Below are 17794 nucleotides of genomic sequence, written 5' to 3'. Positions count from 1 at the left end.
ATAATCAATTATCTTTAGCAAATGAAGTCCAATCCTTATTTTTTTATTAAATCTCCGGTAGCGATATTCCGTTTACCATTGGTTTTTGTTCTTTTAAGTATTTCTTTGAAGGCCCAGACGAAAGAAAATCCCTATCTATTATCAAAACAGATTAATTCTTCACAGAATGATAAGGAAAAAATTAAATTATACCTAAGGCTGGGAGAATATTATGTAACAAAAGCATTAGAGGAAAAAAAAGATCTGGACAGTGCCGCAATCAGCAACAAACAAGCGCAAAAGCTAAGTTTGAAACTAAATGATAAACTAAGCCTTGGAAAAGTGATGCTTCTGGATGCCAAAATAGATAAAGACAGAGGAAAATGGGACCTCGCTATTTCTAAAATGAAAAAGTCATTAAACTATTTTCTTGCTCAAAATATGCAGGAGCAGGCCGGAGATGCCTATAATGAACTTTCTTATATGTATACCAATGATTCCGGAAGTTTTGAAACTAAGGTAGGACTAAAGAAAAAGGCGATCGAATGTTTCGGAAAATCTGGTGTATTGGTTAAGAAAGCAGCGGTCCTTAAAGATTTAGCTGAACTTTATAGTGTCATAGATAATCCGGATGAGGCGATAAAACTCCTTAAGCAGTCCCTGTCAGCTTATCAGTCGGCCAAATACAAAGATATACACACGGTGTATAAGCTCTTGTCCCTTGCAGAAGCCCAGAAAAGTAATTATAATGAAGCACTGAAATATGCACATTTAGCAGAAAAAACAGCGGAAAAAGCAGGTGATTATTCTACGGAGCTCGCTTCTATTTATAATCAGATAGGGCTTGTTTATTACTACCTGAAAAAAAATCAGCTGGCTTTAGACTATTGGGAAAAAGGATTGGTTGTCGCGAAAAAGAATAAAGATAAACCATCGGTGAGATTAATTGCTTCCAATATTTCCACAATGCTGATCCGGCAGAAAAAGTTTGATGAAGGTATTGCGATCATTAAAGAGTACAAAAAGCTTTATCCGCTTGATGATAAAGTATTTGAAATGAGAGAAAATTATATTTTATTTCACACGTATACTACTCTCAGACAGCTTAAAAATGCGGATAAATATTATAAAAAACTGATAGAATATTACGGTGAATACGGTGAATACGGAGGAGGCCAGACAACGGTATTGCTCAGTTTTGCGATGTATCGTTTGTATAAAGAAGATTATAAGGCATTTTATAAAAGTGTAAAATTGTTAGATTCCATAAATGCTAAAACGGGAAATGACATGGTGCGGGCACAAAATTTTATGCTTTGGTTTAAAGCAGACAGTACACAAGGTAAATATCTGGACGCCATTAAACATTATCAGTTGTATAAAAAACATTCGGATTCTGCTTTTAATGGTGAAAAAAGCAGGCAGATCAATAGCCTTCAGATTCAGTTTGATACTGAAAAAAAAGACAAGGATATTCAGCTGTTGACTCAAAAAGGGAAACTGCAGGAAGCACGCATCAGTACAGACAGTATTCTGCGATATGTTTTTATCGGAAGTATCATTGTCCTTATCCTTTTTGCAGCGCTTTTGTATAACCGTTCAAGGCTTAAAAACCGGGCGAATAAAACACTGGAACTAAAACGTCAGCAGATCGATGAGCAGAATGAACAGCTTAAAAAACTTCTTGGTGAAAAAGAATGGCTCCTAAAGGAAATCCATCACCGGGTAAAAAATAATCTACAGATTGTTATCAGTCTGCTGAATACGCAGTCTGCATATCTTGACAATGAAGATGCTTTAATGGCTATTCAGAACAGTCAGCACAGAATGCATGCCATGTCTTTGATCCACCAGAAACTTTATCAGTCTGATAATCTGGCAACAATTGATATGTCATGGTACATCTATGAGCTTATCAATTACATTAAAGAATGTTACTCGTCAGAAAAAAATATCAGCTTTGTAATGGATGTGGATAAAATATTTCTGGATGTTGCTCAGGCAGTTCCATTGGGGCTTATTCTTAATGAGGCAGTAAACAATACCATTAAATATGCTTTTCCGGACAGCAGGAGAGGAGAAGTGCAGGTTTCATTTAAAAAATCAGAAAATGGAGAATACAAACTGATGATTTCTGACAACGGAATTGGACTTCCTGATGATTTCAATATTGATGAAACAGAATCTCTCGGAATGAATCTTATGCGCGGACTTACCGATCAGCTGGAAGGAAATTTCACCTTAGAAAGCAGAAACGGATTAAAAATTACAGTCAACTTTAGAAAAACTACAGATGTTGATGATCAGAATATCAATATCGTAAGACAATAATGAAAGAAAAAATTTTAATTGTAGAAGATGAATTTATCGTAGCCAATGATCTTAAAATCATGCTTAAAAAGGCGGGCTATCAGGTGACGGGAATAGCCTCTTCCGTGCAGCAGGCCAGAAAATCAATACAGGAAAAAAGACCAGACTGGGTACTGATTGATATTATCCTGAAAGGCGATCTCACAGGAATTGATCTTGCGTGGGAACTGCGAAAAATTAATCTGCCGTTTCTCTACATTTCTGCCAATACCAACCAGTCAATACTGGAAGCAGTAAAGGAAACACAGCCTTACGGATTTATGGTAAAACCTTTCCGCGAACGTGATCTGATGGTGATGCTGGATATCGCAAAATACCGTTACGATATTGAAAAAAAATCCGGGATTGCAGATGTTCCGGCTCCTCAGAAAATAGAAGGAATCATTGGTAAAAGTGATTCGCTCCAGGAAGTGATTGAAAAAATAACAGTAGTAGCCCCTACCGATACTTCGGTTCTTATTGTTGGCGAAAGCGGTACCGGAAAAGAAAAAGTAGCTCATGCCGTGCACGAACTGTCAGACCGTAAATCAAACCCGATTGTTATTGTAAACTGCGCTGCTCTTCCGCATTCTCTCATAGAATCCGAGCTTTTCGGTCATGAGAAAGGAAGCTTTACCGGAGCAAATTCCATGAGAATCGGGAAATTTGAACAGGCCAATGGCGGAACGATCTTTTTAGATGAAATTGGTGAGCTTCCTCTGGATTCCCAGGTAAAGCTTCTCCGGGTCCTTCAGGAAAAAGAAATAGAACGCCTGGGAGGAAATAAAACCCTGAAAGTGAATGTCAGAATTGTAGCGGCAACAAACCGTTCCCTTGAAAAAGAAGTCGCAGAAGGAAGATTCAGGCTGGATCTTTATTATCGCTTAAATGTATTTCCGGTAGAACTTCCGCCGTTGAGAGAAAGAAAAGAAGATATTGAACTGCTTGCCCATTTTTTCCTTAAAAAATATGCATCAGCTTCTAAGAGAAATATTAATTCAATAAACGGCAAAGCAATGGAACAGCTCCTGGGTTATTACTGGCCGGGAAATATCAGGGAGCTGGAACACCTTATCGAAAGAAGCGTTCTTCTTGCTAAAACTTCAGAAATTGAAAATTTTGATCTTCCTAAAAACACTGAAGTAAAATCTGATATCAGTTCGGGAGTATTAAAATCAATGGAAGAAATGGAAAGAGAACACATTATGAATGCACTCGAAAGCAGCGGCGGGAAAGTTTCCGGCATTGGTGGTGCAGCAGAGCTGTTAAAAATGCAACCCCAAACCCTATACTCTAAAATGAAAAAACTGGGAATTGATAAAGGGTACAGATAAGCAGTGACAATTAACACATTCAATAGGTCATTATCCTGAGCCTGTCGAAGGATGGCGACTACCATTAAACGTAAAATAAAAAGCTTTAACAACTCACTTATTCAATAAGTGAAGCATTATCCTGTATATAAACATTAATATTAAATCACATCAATTATGGAAAAACAAACCGTACGAATCGAAGGCTTCAGCGATGCCGTTTTTGCCATTGCCATTACCCTTTTAGTGTTGGATCTTCATATGCCGGAAGAAAATTCTGTGAAAAACAGCAATGATCTGCTCATCTTTCTTAAAAACCAATGGCCGGCATTTTTAGCATTCTTCCTGTCTTTTTTCAGTATTTTTATTATGTGGGTGAACCATCATAAAATTTTTAAACAGATTTACAGCAGGAATTCCGGAATTATGTTTTCCAACGGGCTGATTTTATTTCTGGTTTCTGCAGTTTCATATCCTACTTCCTTGCTGGCGAGATTCTTTAATGGAGAAGCTTCCGCAGCTGTAGTGGCAATTTATACGGGGATATTTGTATTAATCAATCTTGCGTATAATCTGTTGTGGTTTCTGGCCAGCCGTAATAAAAATCTTTTACGTCCGGGCATCAGCGATGTAGCGATCAGGAAAATTCAAAACAATTATCTGTTTGGATTTCCTGTGTATTTGATTGCATTGATATGTTCTTTCAAAGCTCCCGCAGTGGCTCTTGTTATTATTTTAGGATTATGGATTTTCTGGGCATTATCATCAGGAAAAATAGAAATGGGAATTAAAAAAGAACTGGAATCTGAGCTTTAATGTTTAAAAATTTTAATCTTTATCTTTAAAATAATGTTGCTTATGGATGCCTAATTTCTGCATCTTGGAAATCAGTGTTGTGGATGGAAGTCCCAGCAATATTGCAGCTCCCTGCTTTCCTGAAATCCGGCCATTACATTTTTCAACAACCTTCAGGATATGTTCTTTTTCAATTTGCTGAAGAGTCTTAACCTGCCATTCCTGTGAATTTTCCTGCTGAAGATCAGTGATTTTCGGAAAAGCCATTTCTTTGATCATATTGTCTTTTGCGGTGATAATGCTTCTCTGGACCATATTTTCCAGTTCGCGGATATTTCCCGGCCATGAATTCAGGCACATCTGCTGCAGTACATTCTGTGAAAATCCGGTAATTTTTTTTCCGCTGTTCCGGCCATGTTTTTCCAGGAAAAAGTTCGCCAGAAGAGGAATATCTTCTTTTCGTTCTCTAAGCGGTGGCAATTCTATCGGGAAGATATTTAAACGGTAATACAGATCACTTCTGAATTTACCTGCGGTTACTTCTTTTTCCAGATCTCTGTTCGTGGCCGCAATAACACGTACTTCTACCTTTATCCTTTTATTTCCACCGATACGTTCCACTTCTTTTTCCTGCAGCACCCGAAGTAGCCTTCCCTGAAGTTCCAGCGGAAGCTCGCCGATTTCATCTAAAAAGATCGTACTGTTATTGGCCAGTTCAAATTTTCCTTTACGCTGTTCCGTCGCTCCCGTAAAGCTTCCTTTTTCATGACCGAAAAGTTCAGATTCGATGAGATTGGAAGGAATGGCCGCACAATTGATCCTAACCATTTTTTTATGCGATGAAGGCGAAAGATCATGGATAGCCTGCGCAATAAGTTCTTTTCCGGTTCCCGTCTCACCATATATTAAGACTCCCGATTGAGAAGGTGCTACCTGTGCAATCTTTTCGTAGATTTTTTTCATTGCCGCACTTTCTCCGATAATTCCATTAAAACCTTTCTGAATCATTTTTTCCTGCGGTTCAACGGTTTCGGTTTCCCGTGCAGGAATTTTTAAAGAACCGGCCATCCGGAGAATCTGGATCGTGCGCATGCTTACAGCCAGCTGTGTGGAAACGGCAGCAAGTATTCTTTCAGGAATATCTTCTGGGGTGAGATAATTTTTATACAGTAGAAAAAGGATGCTTTCATGATCATGAAGGGAAGGAAGCGCTAGTCCGGCCGCCATACGCATTCCCGTATTTCCGGAGGACAAAAGCGATGAAAATTCCTGATTTTTCCGGTCACTAAAATTCTTAAGATCAAAGACAATAGGCTCTGCAGATCTTTGGCACTGCATCAGGATTTCATCTTTGGAAGAATATACGGTGTCAGATCCGAATTTCCTGTCTGCGAAACTGCTGTGGAAAATTCTGAAGTTTTTAGCATCGCGGTCACCATGTAAAATAATAATTTCATCATAGTTCAAAACCGGTTTACAGTGATTTTGCAGAGCCATACCAAACTGAAACAAATCCATAACCTTTGATACCGCCATATTCACAGAAGATATGCCGAGATGTTCTTTCTGCATGTCCTGAAGCCGCTTGATGAGGATGAGATTTTGCTCAGATGTATTCATTTGTCCGGAATTGAAAGGTTAAAGATAATGAAATTGCTTTTTATTCGACAGCTTTAAAGAGATAGAGTAGTTTAAATTTATGTTTAGGAATTATTAACAATTTAGGTCAGCATCAAATAAATAATTTGAACAATAAAACGTCAATAAAAAAGAGATGAAAATTTTTCTAAACCTTATTATTGATTTTTAGTTCAGGCTAAAGTTATTTCTTTTAATGATCTGCAATCGTAGAGTTTTTTGCTGCTTTTACCAATTCATTGATTTCTGCATACAAGAGTTCCCAGCCTGTGATTTCTTTCATGGCACTAATAAGATTGAGATAAGATTTTAAGGTCTTCTCCAGATCCCTGCGGATTGCAGAGGCACTTTTCATATTTCGAAGGTTCGCATTCGCTTCTGCTTGTCCCGCAAAAATTTGTTCAAATGCATTTTGTTTGGACTTCATATCTTCAAAAGTGGGAAATAAAGAAAGTGCATTAAGCTTTTGAATATTTTCGGGTTTCTCAAGATCTTCAACCAGTTTTTTCATCCGGGCAGTTTGAGAAGAATAGCTCATCTTGTCGAGACTCAGGTCATACCGCAGAAAAATTTGAAACAGCTCTTCCGCCAACTGATAATTCGGTAATAAAGGCATTTTCCGGTAGGCGTTCACATAATTTTTAAAAGCTCTGAAACTAATATCTCTATCCCTGTCTGCGCGCGCTACGTCATTACCTTTCCCGCTGAATGTAGATTTTGTATAGACCACATCATAATCTGCATATATGGTTTTAACTTCTGAAAGTAATGGATGACCGGAGATGATATCATATTTCCCTGAATCGGAAGCAACAATGATTCTTTGTGCTAATGTAGCTAAATCTTTTGTGCTGAGTTTTGCTAATGTAATTTTCATAACATTCGTGTTGAGCTTGTAAATACTATTGAATTTGAAAATTAAATATAAATAAAATGTCATTTTAAACCAAATCTGGTATTTTAAACTAAAACAGTTTTGTATTTCTTTTTATTCCGGAAGATTAGACTTTCACAGTGTTTTGCTTTTGTTTAATCTGGTAGATTAGACTCTCCACAAGTTTTGTTTTTGTTTAATCTATCAGTTTAGACTAAAACACAGTTGTGATTTTGTTTAAAATGGCGGTTTGAAATGAAATGGTATTTGTAAGACTCATTTCGCTAGCGCGAGGGTCCCGCTGGTGCTTAGATTTGTTATTTTTTATAAATATTTTATATTGGACACGAGCGAGACGCTCGCGCCAGCATCGTATCAGGATATACTGTCCAATAAAAATAAATTCTTCTCCGCTGGCGCTAGCGCGAGCGTCTCGCTCGTGCTGAATATCTATTATGTTTTTAATAAATATTTATGTTTAACATGAGCAAGACTCGCACTAACATTGCAGGTTTAAACATAAAAGAGTTTACCATTAATAAAAATTTCCTGACTATATTATATATTTACTGAAAAATACAAATGAGTAGAAAATATAAGTTTAACGAAAAAGAGGGAGCTTATTTTATAAGTTTTGCAACAGTTTTCTGGATTGATGTTTTTACCAGAATCGAGTACTTTGATATTATTATAGAATCTTTAGACTATTGCCGAAAAAATAAAAGCATGATTATTTTCGGATATTGTATTATGCCAAGTCATATTCATTTGATATTTCGGTCTGAAAATGGTAAACCATCAGAATTAATAAGAGATTTTAAAGGATTTACCTCTAAAAAAATGCTAAATGTTATAAAGGAGAATCAACAGGAAAGCAGAAGAGATTGGATGCTGTGGATGTTTAAAAAAGCAGGAAGTAAAAAATCTAATGTTACGGAATATCAATTCTGGCAACAGCATAATCATCCCATAGAAATATGGTCACTCAAAGTATTTGAGCAAAAACTTGAGTACACTCATAAAAATCCTGTCGAGGCAGGATTTGTAATGGAACCATGGGAATGGAAATACAGCAGTGCCCGCAATTATTGTGATGATTATGATGGTATTTTAAAGATTGATGTTAATTTATAATATTGGTTTTCCGCTGGCGCGAGCGTCCCGCTCGTGCTCACTATAAAACCATTATTAAAATATAGACACGAGCGAGACGCTCGCGCCAGCATTGAGGAACAATTATAGATACGTTAAAAAAAGTTATTTTTTTATCCGTGATCAAATTTATTTGTTCTTTTGTAGAAAATAAAAATAGGAAAATGATAAAAAGTCTAAAAATTACGGGAGTAGTTCTGCTCTTGCTTTGTTCACAACAAATCTTCTCTCAGCAAAAATCAGATGATGATGCCTTGAAGTTCAAAAGTGAAAATACCCATAGAAATCTGCAGAAAAAGATAACCGTTTTTACCGGAAATGTTTCTTTATCATCAAAGGCCATCAGCTTTGAAAATGCGGAAAAGGTAATTGTTGATGAAATAACAAATGAAGTAAAAATTTATAAGCCAAAGAATTTTAAGATTATTCATGTTGACGGTTTAATGAAAACAGGAAAACAGCCGGATGAGGATGTCATTGTTTACAATACCAAAACAAAAACAGTTTCGATATAATTTTATTAAATATAAAAAACAAAAACCTGCCCAGCGGCAGGTTTTTCCCTTATATAAAAAATAATATTTAATGTCCCGATTTTGCATCGGCATCTTGCTTTACATGCGCCAGATACTTGGTACAGTAAGCTCCGAAAATCAGAATCACGATATAGCAGAATACGGGAATAATAAACGAATGCTGCACTCCGAAAACATCAGCCAGATATCCCTGGAATATAGGGACGATAGCTCCTCCTAAAATAGCCATTACAACTAACGAAGAGCCTTGACTCGTATATTTACCCAGTCCTGAAATCGCCAGTGTATAGATATTCGAGAACATGATGGAATTGAAGATTCCGATTCCCAGAATGCTGTACATCGCCATTTCACCATGATTTAACATAGCGGAAATTAAGAGAACGACATTTACTGCTGCGAAAATGGATAAGGTTCTTGCCGGAGCTGCTTTCCCGATGAAGAATGCCACAAAATTCAACGCTATAAATACAAGGAAGAAGCTGATCTGTGCAAAAGTAAGATTTACAATACTGAAGATCACCAAAAACACAGCGGCCGCTGCTCCCAGCATATACAATGCTTTTTTCCCCTGACTGATCGATTGGTTTAATGATATAGCGCCTAAGAAACGTCCAATCATGGCGCCACCCCAATATAAGGAAAGATAATTTTTGCTTACCACTTCAGATAAGTTCATCACCTGTGGCTGCTCCAGGAAACTGATAATGAAACTTCCCACGGCTACTTCTCCGCCAACATAGCAAAACATCGCCAAGACTCCGAATTTCAGGTGGTTGTGTTGCAATGCTCCGAAACCTTTCACGATTTCTTCACCTTTTACCTGAAAGTCAGGAAGCTTCACTCTTGAAATTAATAAAGCTACAAGTAAAAGAATTCCGGCAAAGATCAGATAAGGAATCTTAGTTGCTGCCGCAGAGAAAGAACCGTCCGGTGCAGAAAATAATTCAAAAATAAGATGTCCGCCCAACACCGGGGCGATCGTTGTTCCGAAGGCGTTGAAAGCCTGCGTCATATTCAGTCTGCTGGATGCAGATTCTTCCGGACCAAGCAAAGAAACATAGGCATTCGCTGTAATCTGCAGGACGGTAAATCCTAATCCTAAAATGAACAGTGCTCCTAAAAATAATCCGTATGAGGCAAAGCTTGCTGCAGGATAAAAGAGTACGCAGCCTAATGCCGCAAGAAAGATCCCGAAAAGGATTCCTTTTTTATAACCCACTTTATCTATCGGGTCACCTTGTGTACTCGATATTAAGAAGTAGATCAGGGAACCAATAAAATAGGCACCGAAGAAACAGAATTGCACCAGCATCGATTCAAAGAACGAAAGGTTGAAAAGCTGTTTCAGATAAGGAATAAGGATATCATTCATACAGGTAATAAATCCCCACATGAAAAATAAGAGGGTGATGGTAATGAGAGGAACTGTATAATTCCTGCCTTTAGCCTTTACATCATTGATCATAACATTCATTTATTTAAAAAAGTGGTTAAAGATACCTATTTTAAAGATAAAATCTTAATTTGAGACATTAAACTTATCATGAAAATTCTATGTTTCTTAAACATAAAGGAGCCTTGAAATAAAATACAGAAAAGTGTTTGGGTTCTAATTTTTGAATTAAATATGAATGTATGCATTCTATATCTATAGCTCCTTATATGTAAATCTTTATGGTTTCATATCTTCAAATGGTGTATCTGCAGCAAATACATGCTGAACTTTTTCAACTACCAATTCTTTCGGTAAAGAAAATTCCGCTGTCTGTCTGATGTCTAAAGAAGACGCTCCGACAGAAACTTTATAATTTCCCGCTTCAGCAACCCAAGCCGATTTTGCAGTTTCATAGGATGCTAAATCTTTCGGATTCAATGTCAGAGTAATCGTTTGAGATTCTCCCGGTTTCAGATCTTTGGTTTTAGCATATGCCTTCAGCTCAGATGTTGGTTTATCGATACTTTTGTTCGGTGCAGAAAGGTATAATTCAACAACTTCTTTTCCGTTTACTTTTCCGGTATTTCTAACATCAATACTTACTTCTAATTTATTATTAAAAGTTTTTGAACTTGTTTTAATATTGGAATAAGCAAAATCGGTGTACGATTTTCCGTATCCGAATTCATACGAAGGTTTTACCCCAAACGTATTGAAATAACGGTAGCCGACATAAACACCTTCCTGATAGGTTACGTCTTTCGGATTATCTGCAGGTACTCCCGGGAAATTCTTGGCTGAAGCATGATCTGAGTACTTCACAGGGAACGTCATCGTCAGTTTTCCTGAAGGATTTACCTTTCCTGAAACTACATCTGCCACGGAATGTCCGCCTTCCTGTCCGGGTTGCCATGCCAGCAAAATAGCATCTGCCTTATCCTTCCATGAAGCTGTTTCGATTACGCCACCAATATTTAAAATCACAACAACTTTTTTTCCTTTTGCATGGAATGCTTTTGAGATCTTGTCCAGCATTTCGATTTCTTCTGTTGCCAGATTAAAGTCGTTATCTACAACTCTGTCGCCGCCTTCCCCGGAATTTCTTCCCAGTGTTACAAAAGCGATTTCTGAAGTTTCTGCTTTTTTAGCGATAAATGCGTCATTCATTTTCATTTCAGGAAGTCTTTCAGGTAAAGCCAGAATTCCTCTTGCTTTTCTTCGTTCCTTTTCGGCAGCAACCTCTTTTTCAGCATGAGGTCTGTACAAATCAACTAATTCTTTATCTAATTTATAACCGGCAGCATTTAAACCTTCCAAAAGAGAAACGGTGTGCTTGTTATTCACACTTCCGCTTCCTGTTCCTCCGGTAATCCAGGCATAAGAAGTTACCCCGAATAACGAAACTTCTTTTTGTTTATCGGCAAAAGGGAGCGCATTATTTTCATTTTTAAGTAAAACCATTCCTTCTGTGGCGGCATTTCTTGTTACCTCAGCATGATCGTTCAGATTTGGTTGGTCGCTGTATTTGTACTGTGCGAAAGTTGGTGTTTTAAAAATGTATTCTAAAATTCTTTTGACATTTAAATCTGCCACTTGCTGTGATAGCTTACCAGAATTAAGAGCTTCCAGCAATACCTTTTTCTGTGCAGGAATTCCCGGCATTAAAAGGTCATTTCCGGCATTCATCTGTTTAACAACATCAGAAATTCCACCACTCCGGATAGATTCAAATCCCGGGAAACCGCCAAACCAGTCGGTCATTACGATTCCTTTGAAGCCCCATTCGTTTCTCAAAACCTGAGTCAGCAAATCTTTTGAGTCTGAGGTATACACACCATTTACTTTGTTATACGATGACATTACCGTCCAGGGCTGGGATTCTTTAACAGTGATTTCGAAATTTCTAAGATACAATTCTCTCATTGCTCTTTCGGAAACGTGAGCATTAATTTTCAAACGGTTGGTTTCTTCATTATTTGCTGCGAAATGTTTAATAGAAGTTCCCACACCCTCAGATTGAATTCCATTAACGATTGCTGCTGCTGTTTTCCCTGAAATTAAAGGATCTTCGCTGTAATATTCGAAGTTTCTTCCGTTAAGAGGATTTCTGTGAATATTAAGAGCAGGAGCGAGTAATACATCAACGCCGTATTCCTTTACTTCATTACCCATTGCTTTTCCTACCTGCTCCAGAAGTGTTTTGTTCCATGTTGAAGCCAAAGCAGTTCCCACCGGAAAAGCAGTCGCATAATAGGTTTTCGAATCATTTGCTCTGGTCGGTGCAATTCTAAGCCCTGCAGGGCCGTCTGCTACTACCGTTGCCGGAATTCCGAACCTTGTCAATTCCGCAGTCCCTCCCGCAGCTCCAGGAACGAGCCCTTGTTTGGAATCTCCTACAGGCCCGGTAAGAACTTCTATACCGGGCATTCCGGTTCCTATCAGCAGGTCCACCTTTTCTGCATTGGTCATTTGTTTGATGATGGCATCAATCCTTTTGTTTGTTGAAAGTCGGGTATCTTCCCAAGCATCAAGTTTTCCGTTTCCGTTGAGGTCTCTGAATGTTTTTCCGTTAACCGTTACCGTTGGATTATTCTGTGCTTTAACAATTGGTGAAGCTGCTAATAATGCCAGGAATAATCCTGCATATTTTGCTTTCTGAGAAAGTGCTGTTAATGTTGAGATATTCTTTTTCATAATTCTTTTTTTATTGATTACATTCTAAAATCACGGCAACAAACTGTGCAGATACAGTCATTGCCGTAAAAAAAGAAACTATATATTAAAATTGATTTTGATTTTCTGATTATAAGCTCTCGCAGATCTTGCAAATTTTGCAGATGAAAAATCTGCTTAATCTGTGGGAAATAAAAACTATAAGAACTTGTGGAATTTCAGCCAATTCAGATAGATATCCGACCATTTATCGACAGGCAAATTCTGTTTTGCCATTCCGAATCCGTGACCGCCTTTTTCGTAGATATGCAGTTCGACCGGTTGTCCGGCCTGCAGCCATTTACTGTAAAGCAAAACTGATTTTGGAGCCAGCTTCAGTTGGTCGTCGCTGGCTGCACAGATAAACAGCGGGAGGGTAGTGTTTGGGATTTCTGTATTTAGAATTTCTTCACTTGGTCCTCCGTAAATGGAAGCAGCAAAATTTGGTAATGTGGAAGCATCTTTGCTATGAAGTACACTTTCCAGAATCACACTTGCGCCTGCAGAAAACCCGATAACGCCTAGTTTTTCTGTATTGATATTTAATTCTTTTGCATGCGTCCTGATGTAGGAAATTGCAGTTTTGATGTCTTCACCGGCCATTACTTTGATCGGTGCTGTTTTTGTGTCAAAAGCTTTTCTGTCTTTGATGTTTTCCATCATTTCGCGAGCCGGATCTCCGGTTTTGGTTTCCAGCAAACGGTATTTTAAAACAACCGCTGTAATTCCTTTTTCCTGGAGAATTTTTGCTAAATCTCTTCCTTCTTTATTAATAGAAAGACTCTGAAAACCACCACCGGGAGCAATAACGATTACGGTACCATTGGCTTTTGCCTTTGGGGCTTCGTAGATTTCTATTGCGGGAGCGGCAACGTTATACACCAAATGGGTTTTGAACAAATCGGAATCCATTTCTTTTTCAGAATACGTCCAGTTTTCTGAACCAGGTGCTTTTCCTTGATATAATGGAATTGATTTTTGAGCATTAATGCTATTTAATCCGAATAGGAAGATACTTGCTATAATTAATTTTTTCATTTTGATTTTAGATTTTAACGCAAAGAGCGCAAAGTTTTTTTGATTATTAAACTGTTTTAAAGTTCGCAAAGGCGTTGGCACTCAGCTAAGGACCAAATTAAATAACAGTTATTTTTGTTATTGATTTTAACAGCGAATCTCACGCAGCCCGACCTGAGTGGAGCTCTTTTTGCCGCAGCAAAGCGGAGGCAAAAAGCGGGAACGGAGGGCGGAAATAGCTGCCCAAATATTTATTTTACTTAAATAATTGAGGAACAAATTCATTTAAATATGTTCTCCAATTGCTCCAGGTGTGACCGCCTTCGGATTCAACATACTGATATCTGAAATTCATTTTGTCGAGTTTCTGACGGTAATCCGATACATTTTTGTACAGGAAATCTGTTTTTCCGATTCCGATCCAATACAGTTTATAAGTATTGTTCTGCTGGGCTTTCAGCTTTGAATCTAAATTCTGGTAAACCGAGCTTTTCTTTTCATCCGGCGGAAGAATGGCAGGAGAAAAAAGACCGACATAATCAAACGTTTTCGGCTGATTGGCAGAAATGTATAATGAATGGAAACCTCCCATTGAAAGTCCGGCAATCGCACGGTTTTTGGCATCGGCTTTTGTGCGGTAGTTAGATTCGGTGAAATTCATAATTTCCTTGAAATACGTTTCCATATCACCACTGAAAATATCCGGTGTTCTCATATCGATTTTATAAAAACCTTTCGAAGATTCTCCGGGTGCAGCGGAATTGCTGGTGTGACCGTTCGGCATTACGACGATCATCGGTTTTGCTTTTCCCTGAGCAATAAGGTTGTCTAAAATCTGGGAAGCTCTTCCTAATGTCATCCATGCTTCTTCATCGCCACCCATTCCGTGCAACAAGTACAGAACAGGATATTTTTCTTTGGAATTTTCGTAACCCGGTGGTGTATAAATCGTTAATCTTCGGTCTTCTTTCAGTCCATTTGATTTGTACCACCTTTTGGAAACGGTGCCGTGAGGAACGTTCTGAACTTTGTAATTTTCCGACTGCTTTCCGTCCACCAAAACCATACTCATCACCGAAGCGACATCGCGTACCTGATAAGAATTGTTCGGGTCATTGGCTTTTACGCCATCCACAATAAATGAATAGGTATATAAATCCGGTGCGAAATCATTTTTACTGAACGACCAAATGCCGTCTTTGTCTTTCTGCAAATCCACGGAACCTGGCTCCATTCCTTTCGACGGAAACCAGTTGCCCTGGAGTTTTACGCTGTTCGCATTGGGTGCGAGTAGGCGAAAAGTAACATTCTGACCGCTGATTTCCGGAGAAATTAAATTTTTCTTTCCGCTGAAATCTAGGCTTTCCTGAGCAAACATGAGTGAACCCAGCATTAATGAATATAAAGTGTATCTGATTTTCATATTAAATTGTTTTTATCTTTTTAACCGCAAAAAAAACACAAAAGTTTTTGATTTTGACACATTAGTCACTTTAGATTTAATTTTAAAATGCTGAAAAATCTTAGAACACAGAAGTTTTGAAAATATTGGATTTCCATTTTGTTAACTATTTTAAAGTATTATTTACAGCTATAATTCTTTTGTGTTTTATTTAAATTTTAATCTAAAAAAAACCGGACAAAAAATGCCCGGTTTAAGACATCAATTACGAATCAATTTATGATGAATCATTTTTTATACTTCTCTGTTCTTGCATCTTTGATAACACCAGACCAGTTCATTCCGTATCCGAAATCGTAGCTGTGACCTTCAGAATCTTTATGCGTTTCCATATCGTAAGGCACGTCTTCTTTCTGCTTTTCCACCGTTGTCATATTTGCTGGCATCTGAAGCGGAAGCAATCCGGAAGGTTCATACTTTCCTGTAATGATATCCAAAACGGCCTGATTGGATACGTTGAAATTCATAAGAATCGCATCGGCGTGCTTTTCAAATTCATTAAAAACCATCGGTTTTGATGCGGTTACAGAAACAATCACAGGTTTTCCGTTCATTGCTTTGTAAGTGTTCTGGATGGTTAATAAATCTGTAAAGTTGGTTGCTGTTGAAGTTTTATTTTTAAACGTTCTGTCGTGTACATTCGGTGCTACCACAGGATCTCCCGCTGCAATACTTTTTTCACGGGCTTCTGTTGCAGTATAAGTCTGGTACTGAAGCGAAATCGGGAGGTAACCGTTTCCGCCCTCTGCCACATCAATGTCGCTGTATCCGCCTTCTTCACTGTGCGGACTTTTTACGAAAACCAAGGCAAAATCAGCTTTTGAAGGGTCTTCAGTGACGTTATAATGTTTCTTTACTTTTTCAATATCGATAGGATAATCTAAAGACGGTGCCGTGTAAATTCCCCACCAGTTAAACGTTGCCGGAGAATATCTCTTTGGAATATAAACCGTTTTTCTTTCTTTAATCGGAAGAATATTGGCTTTGTTTTTTAACATCACGATGGATTTTACCTGAGCTTCATAACCAGCTTTCATAAATTCAGGATTACCCACGATTTTCTTGGTTTCTTCAACATTGACGTAAGGATTTTCAAACAATCCGGTTCTGAAGAAATTTCGCAGCAAACGAACGGCTGACTGCTCAAATTTTGCACGATATGCTTTTTCACCGTGTTCTTTTACGCCCATCTGATACGCTTCTAAAACAGGTCCTTTATCATTATTTCCTCCGAACTGGTCAACGCCCGCTTCCAAGACTTTGTAATGACGTTCAGCGATGGATAATTTTTCTGCACCCCAAGGTTTTCCGGCAAATCCGCCCGGAGATTTTGGTTCGTCAGCGGTAATTAGCCAGTCGGTGCAGACTACGCCGTCGTATTTGTATATACCACGAAGTAAATCGGTGATTAGATATTTACTGTATCCGTTTCCGACGTTTTCTCCGTTTTTGGTATCTTGATTGAAACTAATCGTATAATAAGGCATTACCGCGGCAGCTTCTTTCGTTCCTCCATTGAGTTTGAAAGCACCTTCTGTAAAAGGTTTTACGTGGTTCTGGAAATTATTTCCCGGATAAACCGCGAATTTTCCCATCGCCCAGTGAGCGTCGCGACCGCCTTCTTCAGGTCCGCCTCCCGGCCAGTGTTTCACCATGGCATTCACACTTTTATTTCCCCAGCCGTTTTTATTTCCAACTGTCGTCTGAAAACCGTCGATATAACCTCTCGCCATATCTGCTGTCAATTCAGGACTTTCAGAAAAGACATAGGCAATTCTGTACCAACGAGGTTCTGTTCCCAAATCGATTTGAGGAGATAAAGCGGTTGAAATTCCTAGCGCTCTGTATTCTTGTGCGGCAATATTTCCGAATTTCTTCACCAATTCTGGGTCAAAAGTCGCGCCCATAGCCAAACCATCCGGCCAAAGAGAGATTTGCCCGCCAGCACCTTCATTAAATTCTGCTGTTACTGTTGCAGAATGTCTCGGGTCCGTACTGTTGTTGGCGGGAATTCCCAATCCCAAGCCTTCAATGTACGCCTGGATGTTGTTGCTCCATTTCGCGGCAACTTCCGGTGATTCTACTGTTGTTACCAGCACATGACGCAAATTATCTTCCTTTAAAAATTTCTTCTGCTGATCCGTAAGATCCCATGCATTGGCACCGCTTTCTTTATATAATTTTCCATTGTATTTTCCGGCTCTGAAGCCGTCTGCTGGAGCAGGAACAGACTGGTGACCGCTGTATAGCATCAGACCTGCAATTTGCTCGATGGTCATTTTTGAAGCTAAATCTTTCGCTCTTTCATCAACAGGAAGTCTCCAGTCTTCGTATTTATCGAGTTTTCCGTTTTTGTTTAAATCTTTGAATTTATTTCCGCCAATGGTTAGAATTTTTACTCCCGAATCTGCGGAATATCCTAAAACCGGACCTTTAGAATTGGTAACCGTTTGAATATTCTGTGAAAATGCTGTTATTCCGAAAAATAGTGCAGCCACATTTAAAACTGTCCTTTTCATTGTTTTACAT

12 protein-coding genes are annotated in these 17794 nt (G+C 38.4%); 5 read left to right on the top strand and 7 right to left on the bottom strand.

What is annotated here, in order from left to right:
- Positions 1-21: 21 nt before the first annotated feature.
- The 3 genes from U9K52_RS07010 (at position 22) to U9K52_RS07000 (ending at position 4457) form a co-directional block, all read left to right on the top strand.
- Complete coding sequence (locus U9K52_RS07010; protein ID WP_322925756.1) at positions 22-2310, top strand: histidine kinase dimerization/phosphoacceptor domain -containing protein; 2289 nt, start codon at positions 22-24, stop codon at positions 2308-2310.
- A complete protein-coding gene (locus tag U9K52_RS07005) occupies positions 2310-3662 on the top strand; it encodes a sigma-54-dependent transcriptional regulator (protein ID WP_263603246.1) in 1353 nt (450 codons plus the stop codon). The genes U9K52_RS07010 and U9K52_RS07005 overlap by 1 nt, the downstream gene beginning before the upstream one ends.
- A gap of 156 nt (positions 3663-3818) precedes the next feature.
- Positions 3819-4457 carry a TMEM175 family protein gene (locus U9K52_RS07000; RefSeq protein ID WP_322925755.1) on the top strand — a complete coding sequence of 213 codons (639 nt, stop codon included), beginning with the start codon at positions 3819-3821 and terminating at the stop codon, positions 4455-4457.
- Between the two features lie 12 nt (positions 4458-4469).
- Here U9K52_RS07000 and U9K52_RS06995 read toward each other — a convergent pair whose 3' ends face one another.
- Both U9K52_RS06995 and U9K52_RS06990 read right to left on the bottom strand, forming a co-directional pair.
- Positions 4470-6056: a sigma-54 interaction domain-containing protein gene (locus U9K52_RS06995; RefSeq protein ID WP_322925754.1), complete on the bottom strand. Its 1587-nt coding sequence runs from the start codon at positions 6054-6056 to the stop codon at positions 4470-4472.
- 211 nt (positions 6057-6267) lie between these two features.
- Positions 6268-6951: a DUF6261 family protein gene (locus U9K52_RS06990; protein WP_322925753.1), complete on the bottom strand. Its 684-nt coding sequence runs from the start codon at positions 6949-6951 to the stop codon at positions 6268-6270.
- Positions 6952-7530: 579 nt separating this feature from the next.
- Here U9K52_RS06990 and U9K52_RS06985 point away from each other — a divergent pair.
- Together U9K52_RS06985 and U9K52_RS06980 are read left to right on the top strand one after the other, a co-directional pair.
- Positions 7531-8082, top strand: a complete 552-nt coding sequence (locus tag U9K52_RS06985) for an REP-associated tyrosine transposase (RefSeq protein WP_248393057.1) — start codon at positions 7531-7533, stop codon at positions 8080-8082.
- Between the two features lie 182 nt (positions 8083-8264).
- Entirely contained in the window at positions 8265-8615 is a 351-nt protein-coding gene (locus U9K52_RS06980) for a hypothetical protein (protein ID WP_322925752.1), read from the top strand.
- A 67-nt stretch (positions 8616-8682) separates the two neighbouring features.
- On the opposite strand, the gene U9K52_RS06975 is transcribed toward U9K52_RS06980, so the two are convergent.
- From U9K52_RS06975 to U9K52_RS06955, 5 genes are all read right to left on the bottom strand, one after another.
- Complete coding sequence (locus U9K52_RS06975) at positions 8683-10104, bottom strand: sugar MFS transporter (RefSeq protein ID WP_322925751.1); 1422 nt, start codon at positions 10102-10104, stop codon at positions 8683-8685.
- 207 nt (positions 10105-10311) lie between these two features.
- A complete protein-coding gene (locus U9K52_RS06970; RefSeq protein ID WP_322925750.1) occupies positions 10312-12768 on the bottom strand; it encodes a glycoside hydrolase family 3 C-terminal domain-containing protein in 2457 nt (818 codons plus the stop codon).
- A gap of 177 nt (positions 12769-12945) precedes the next feature.
- Positions 12946-13824: an alpha/beta hydrolase gene (locus U9K52_RS06965; RefSeq protein ID WP_322925749.1), complete on the bottom strand. Its 879-nt coding sequence runs from the start codon at positions 13822-13824 to the stop codon at positions 12946-12948.
- A gap of 235 nt (positions 13825-14059) precedes the next feature.
- Complete coding sequence (locus tag U9K52_RS06960) at positions 14060-15226, bottom strand: esterase (protein WP_322925748.1); 1167 nt, start codon at positions 15224-15226, stop codon at positions 14060-14062.
- Positions 15227-15492: 266 nt separating this feature from the next.
- Entirely contained in the window at positions 15493-17784 is a 2292-nt protein-coding gene (locus U9K52_RS06955; RefSeq protein WP_322925747.1) for a glycoside hydrolase family 3 protein, read from the bottom strand.
- Positions 17785-17794: the final 10 nt, after the last annotated feature.

The sequence above is a fragment of the Chryseobacterium sp. MHB01 genome (assembly GCF_034651565.1).
GTDB classification, from domain to species: domain Bacteria; phylum Bacteroidota; class Bacteroidia; order Flavobacteriales; family Weeksellaceae; genus Chryseobacterium; species Chryseobacterium nepalense.
This window is presented reverse-complemented; position numbering and strand designations above follow the sequence as displayed.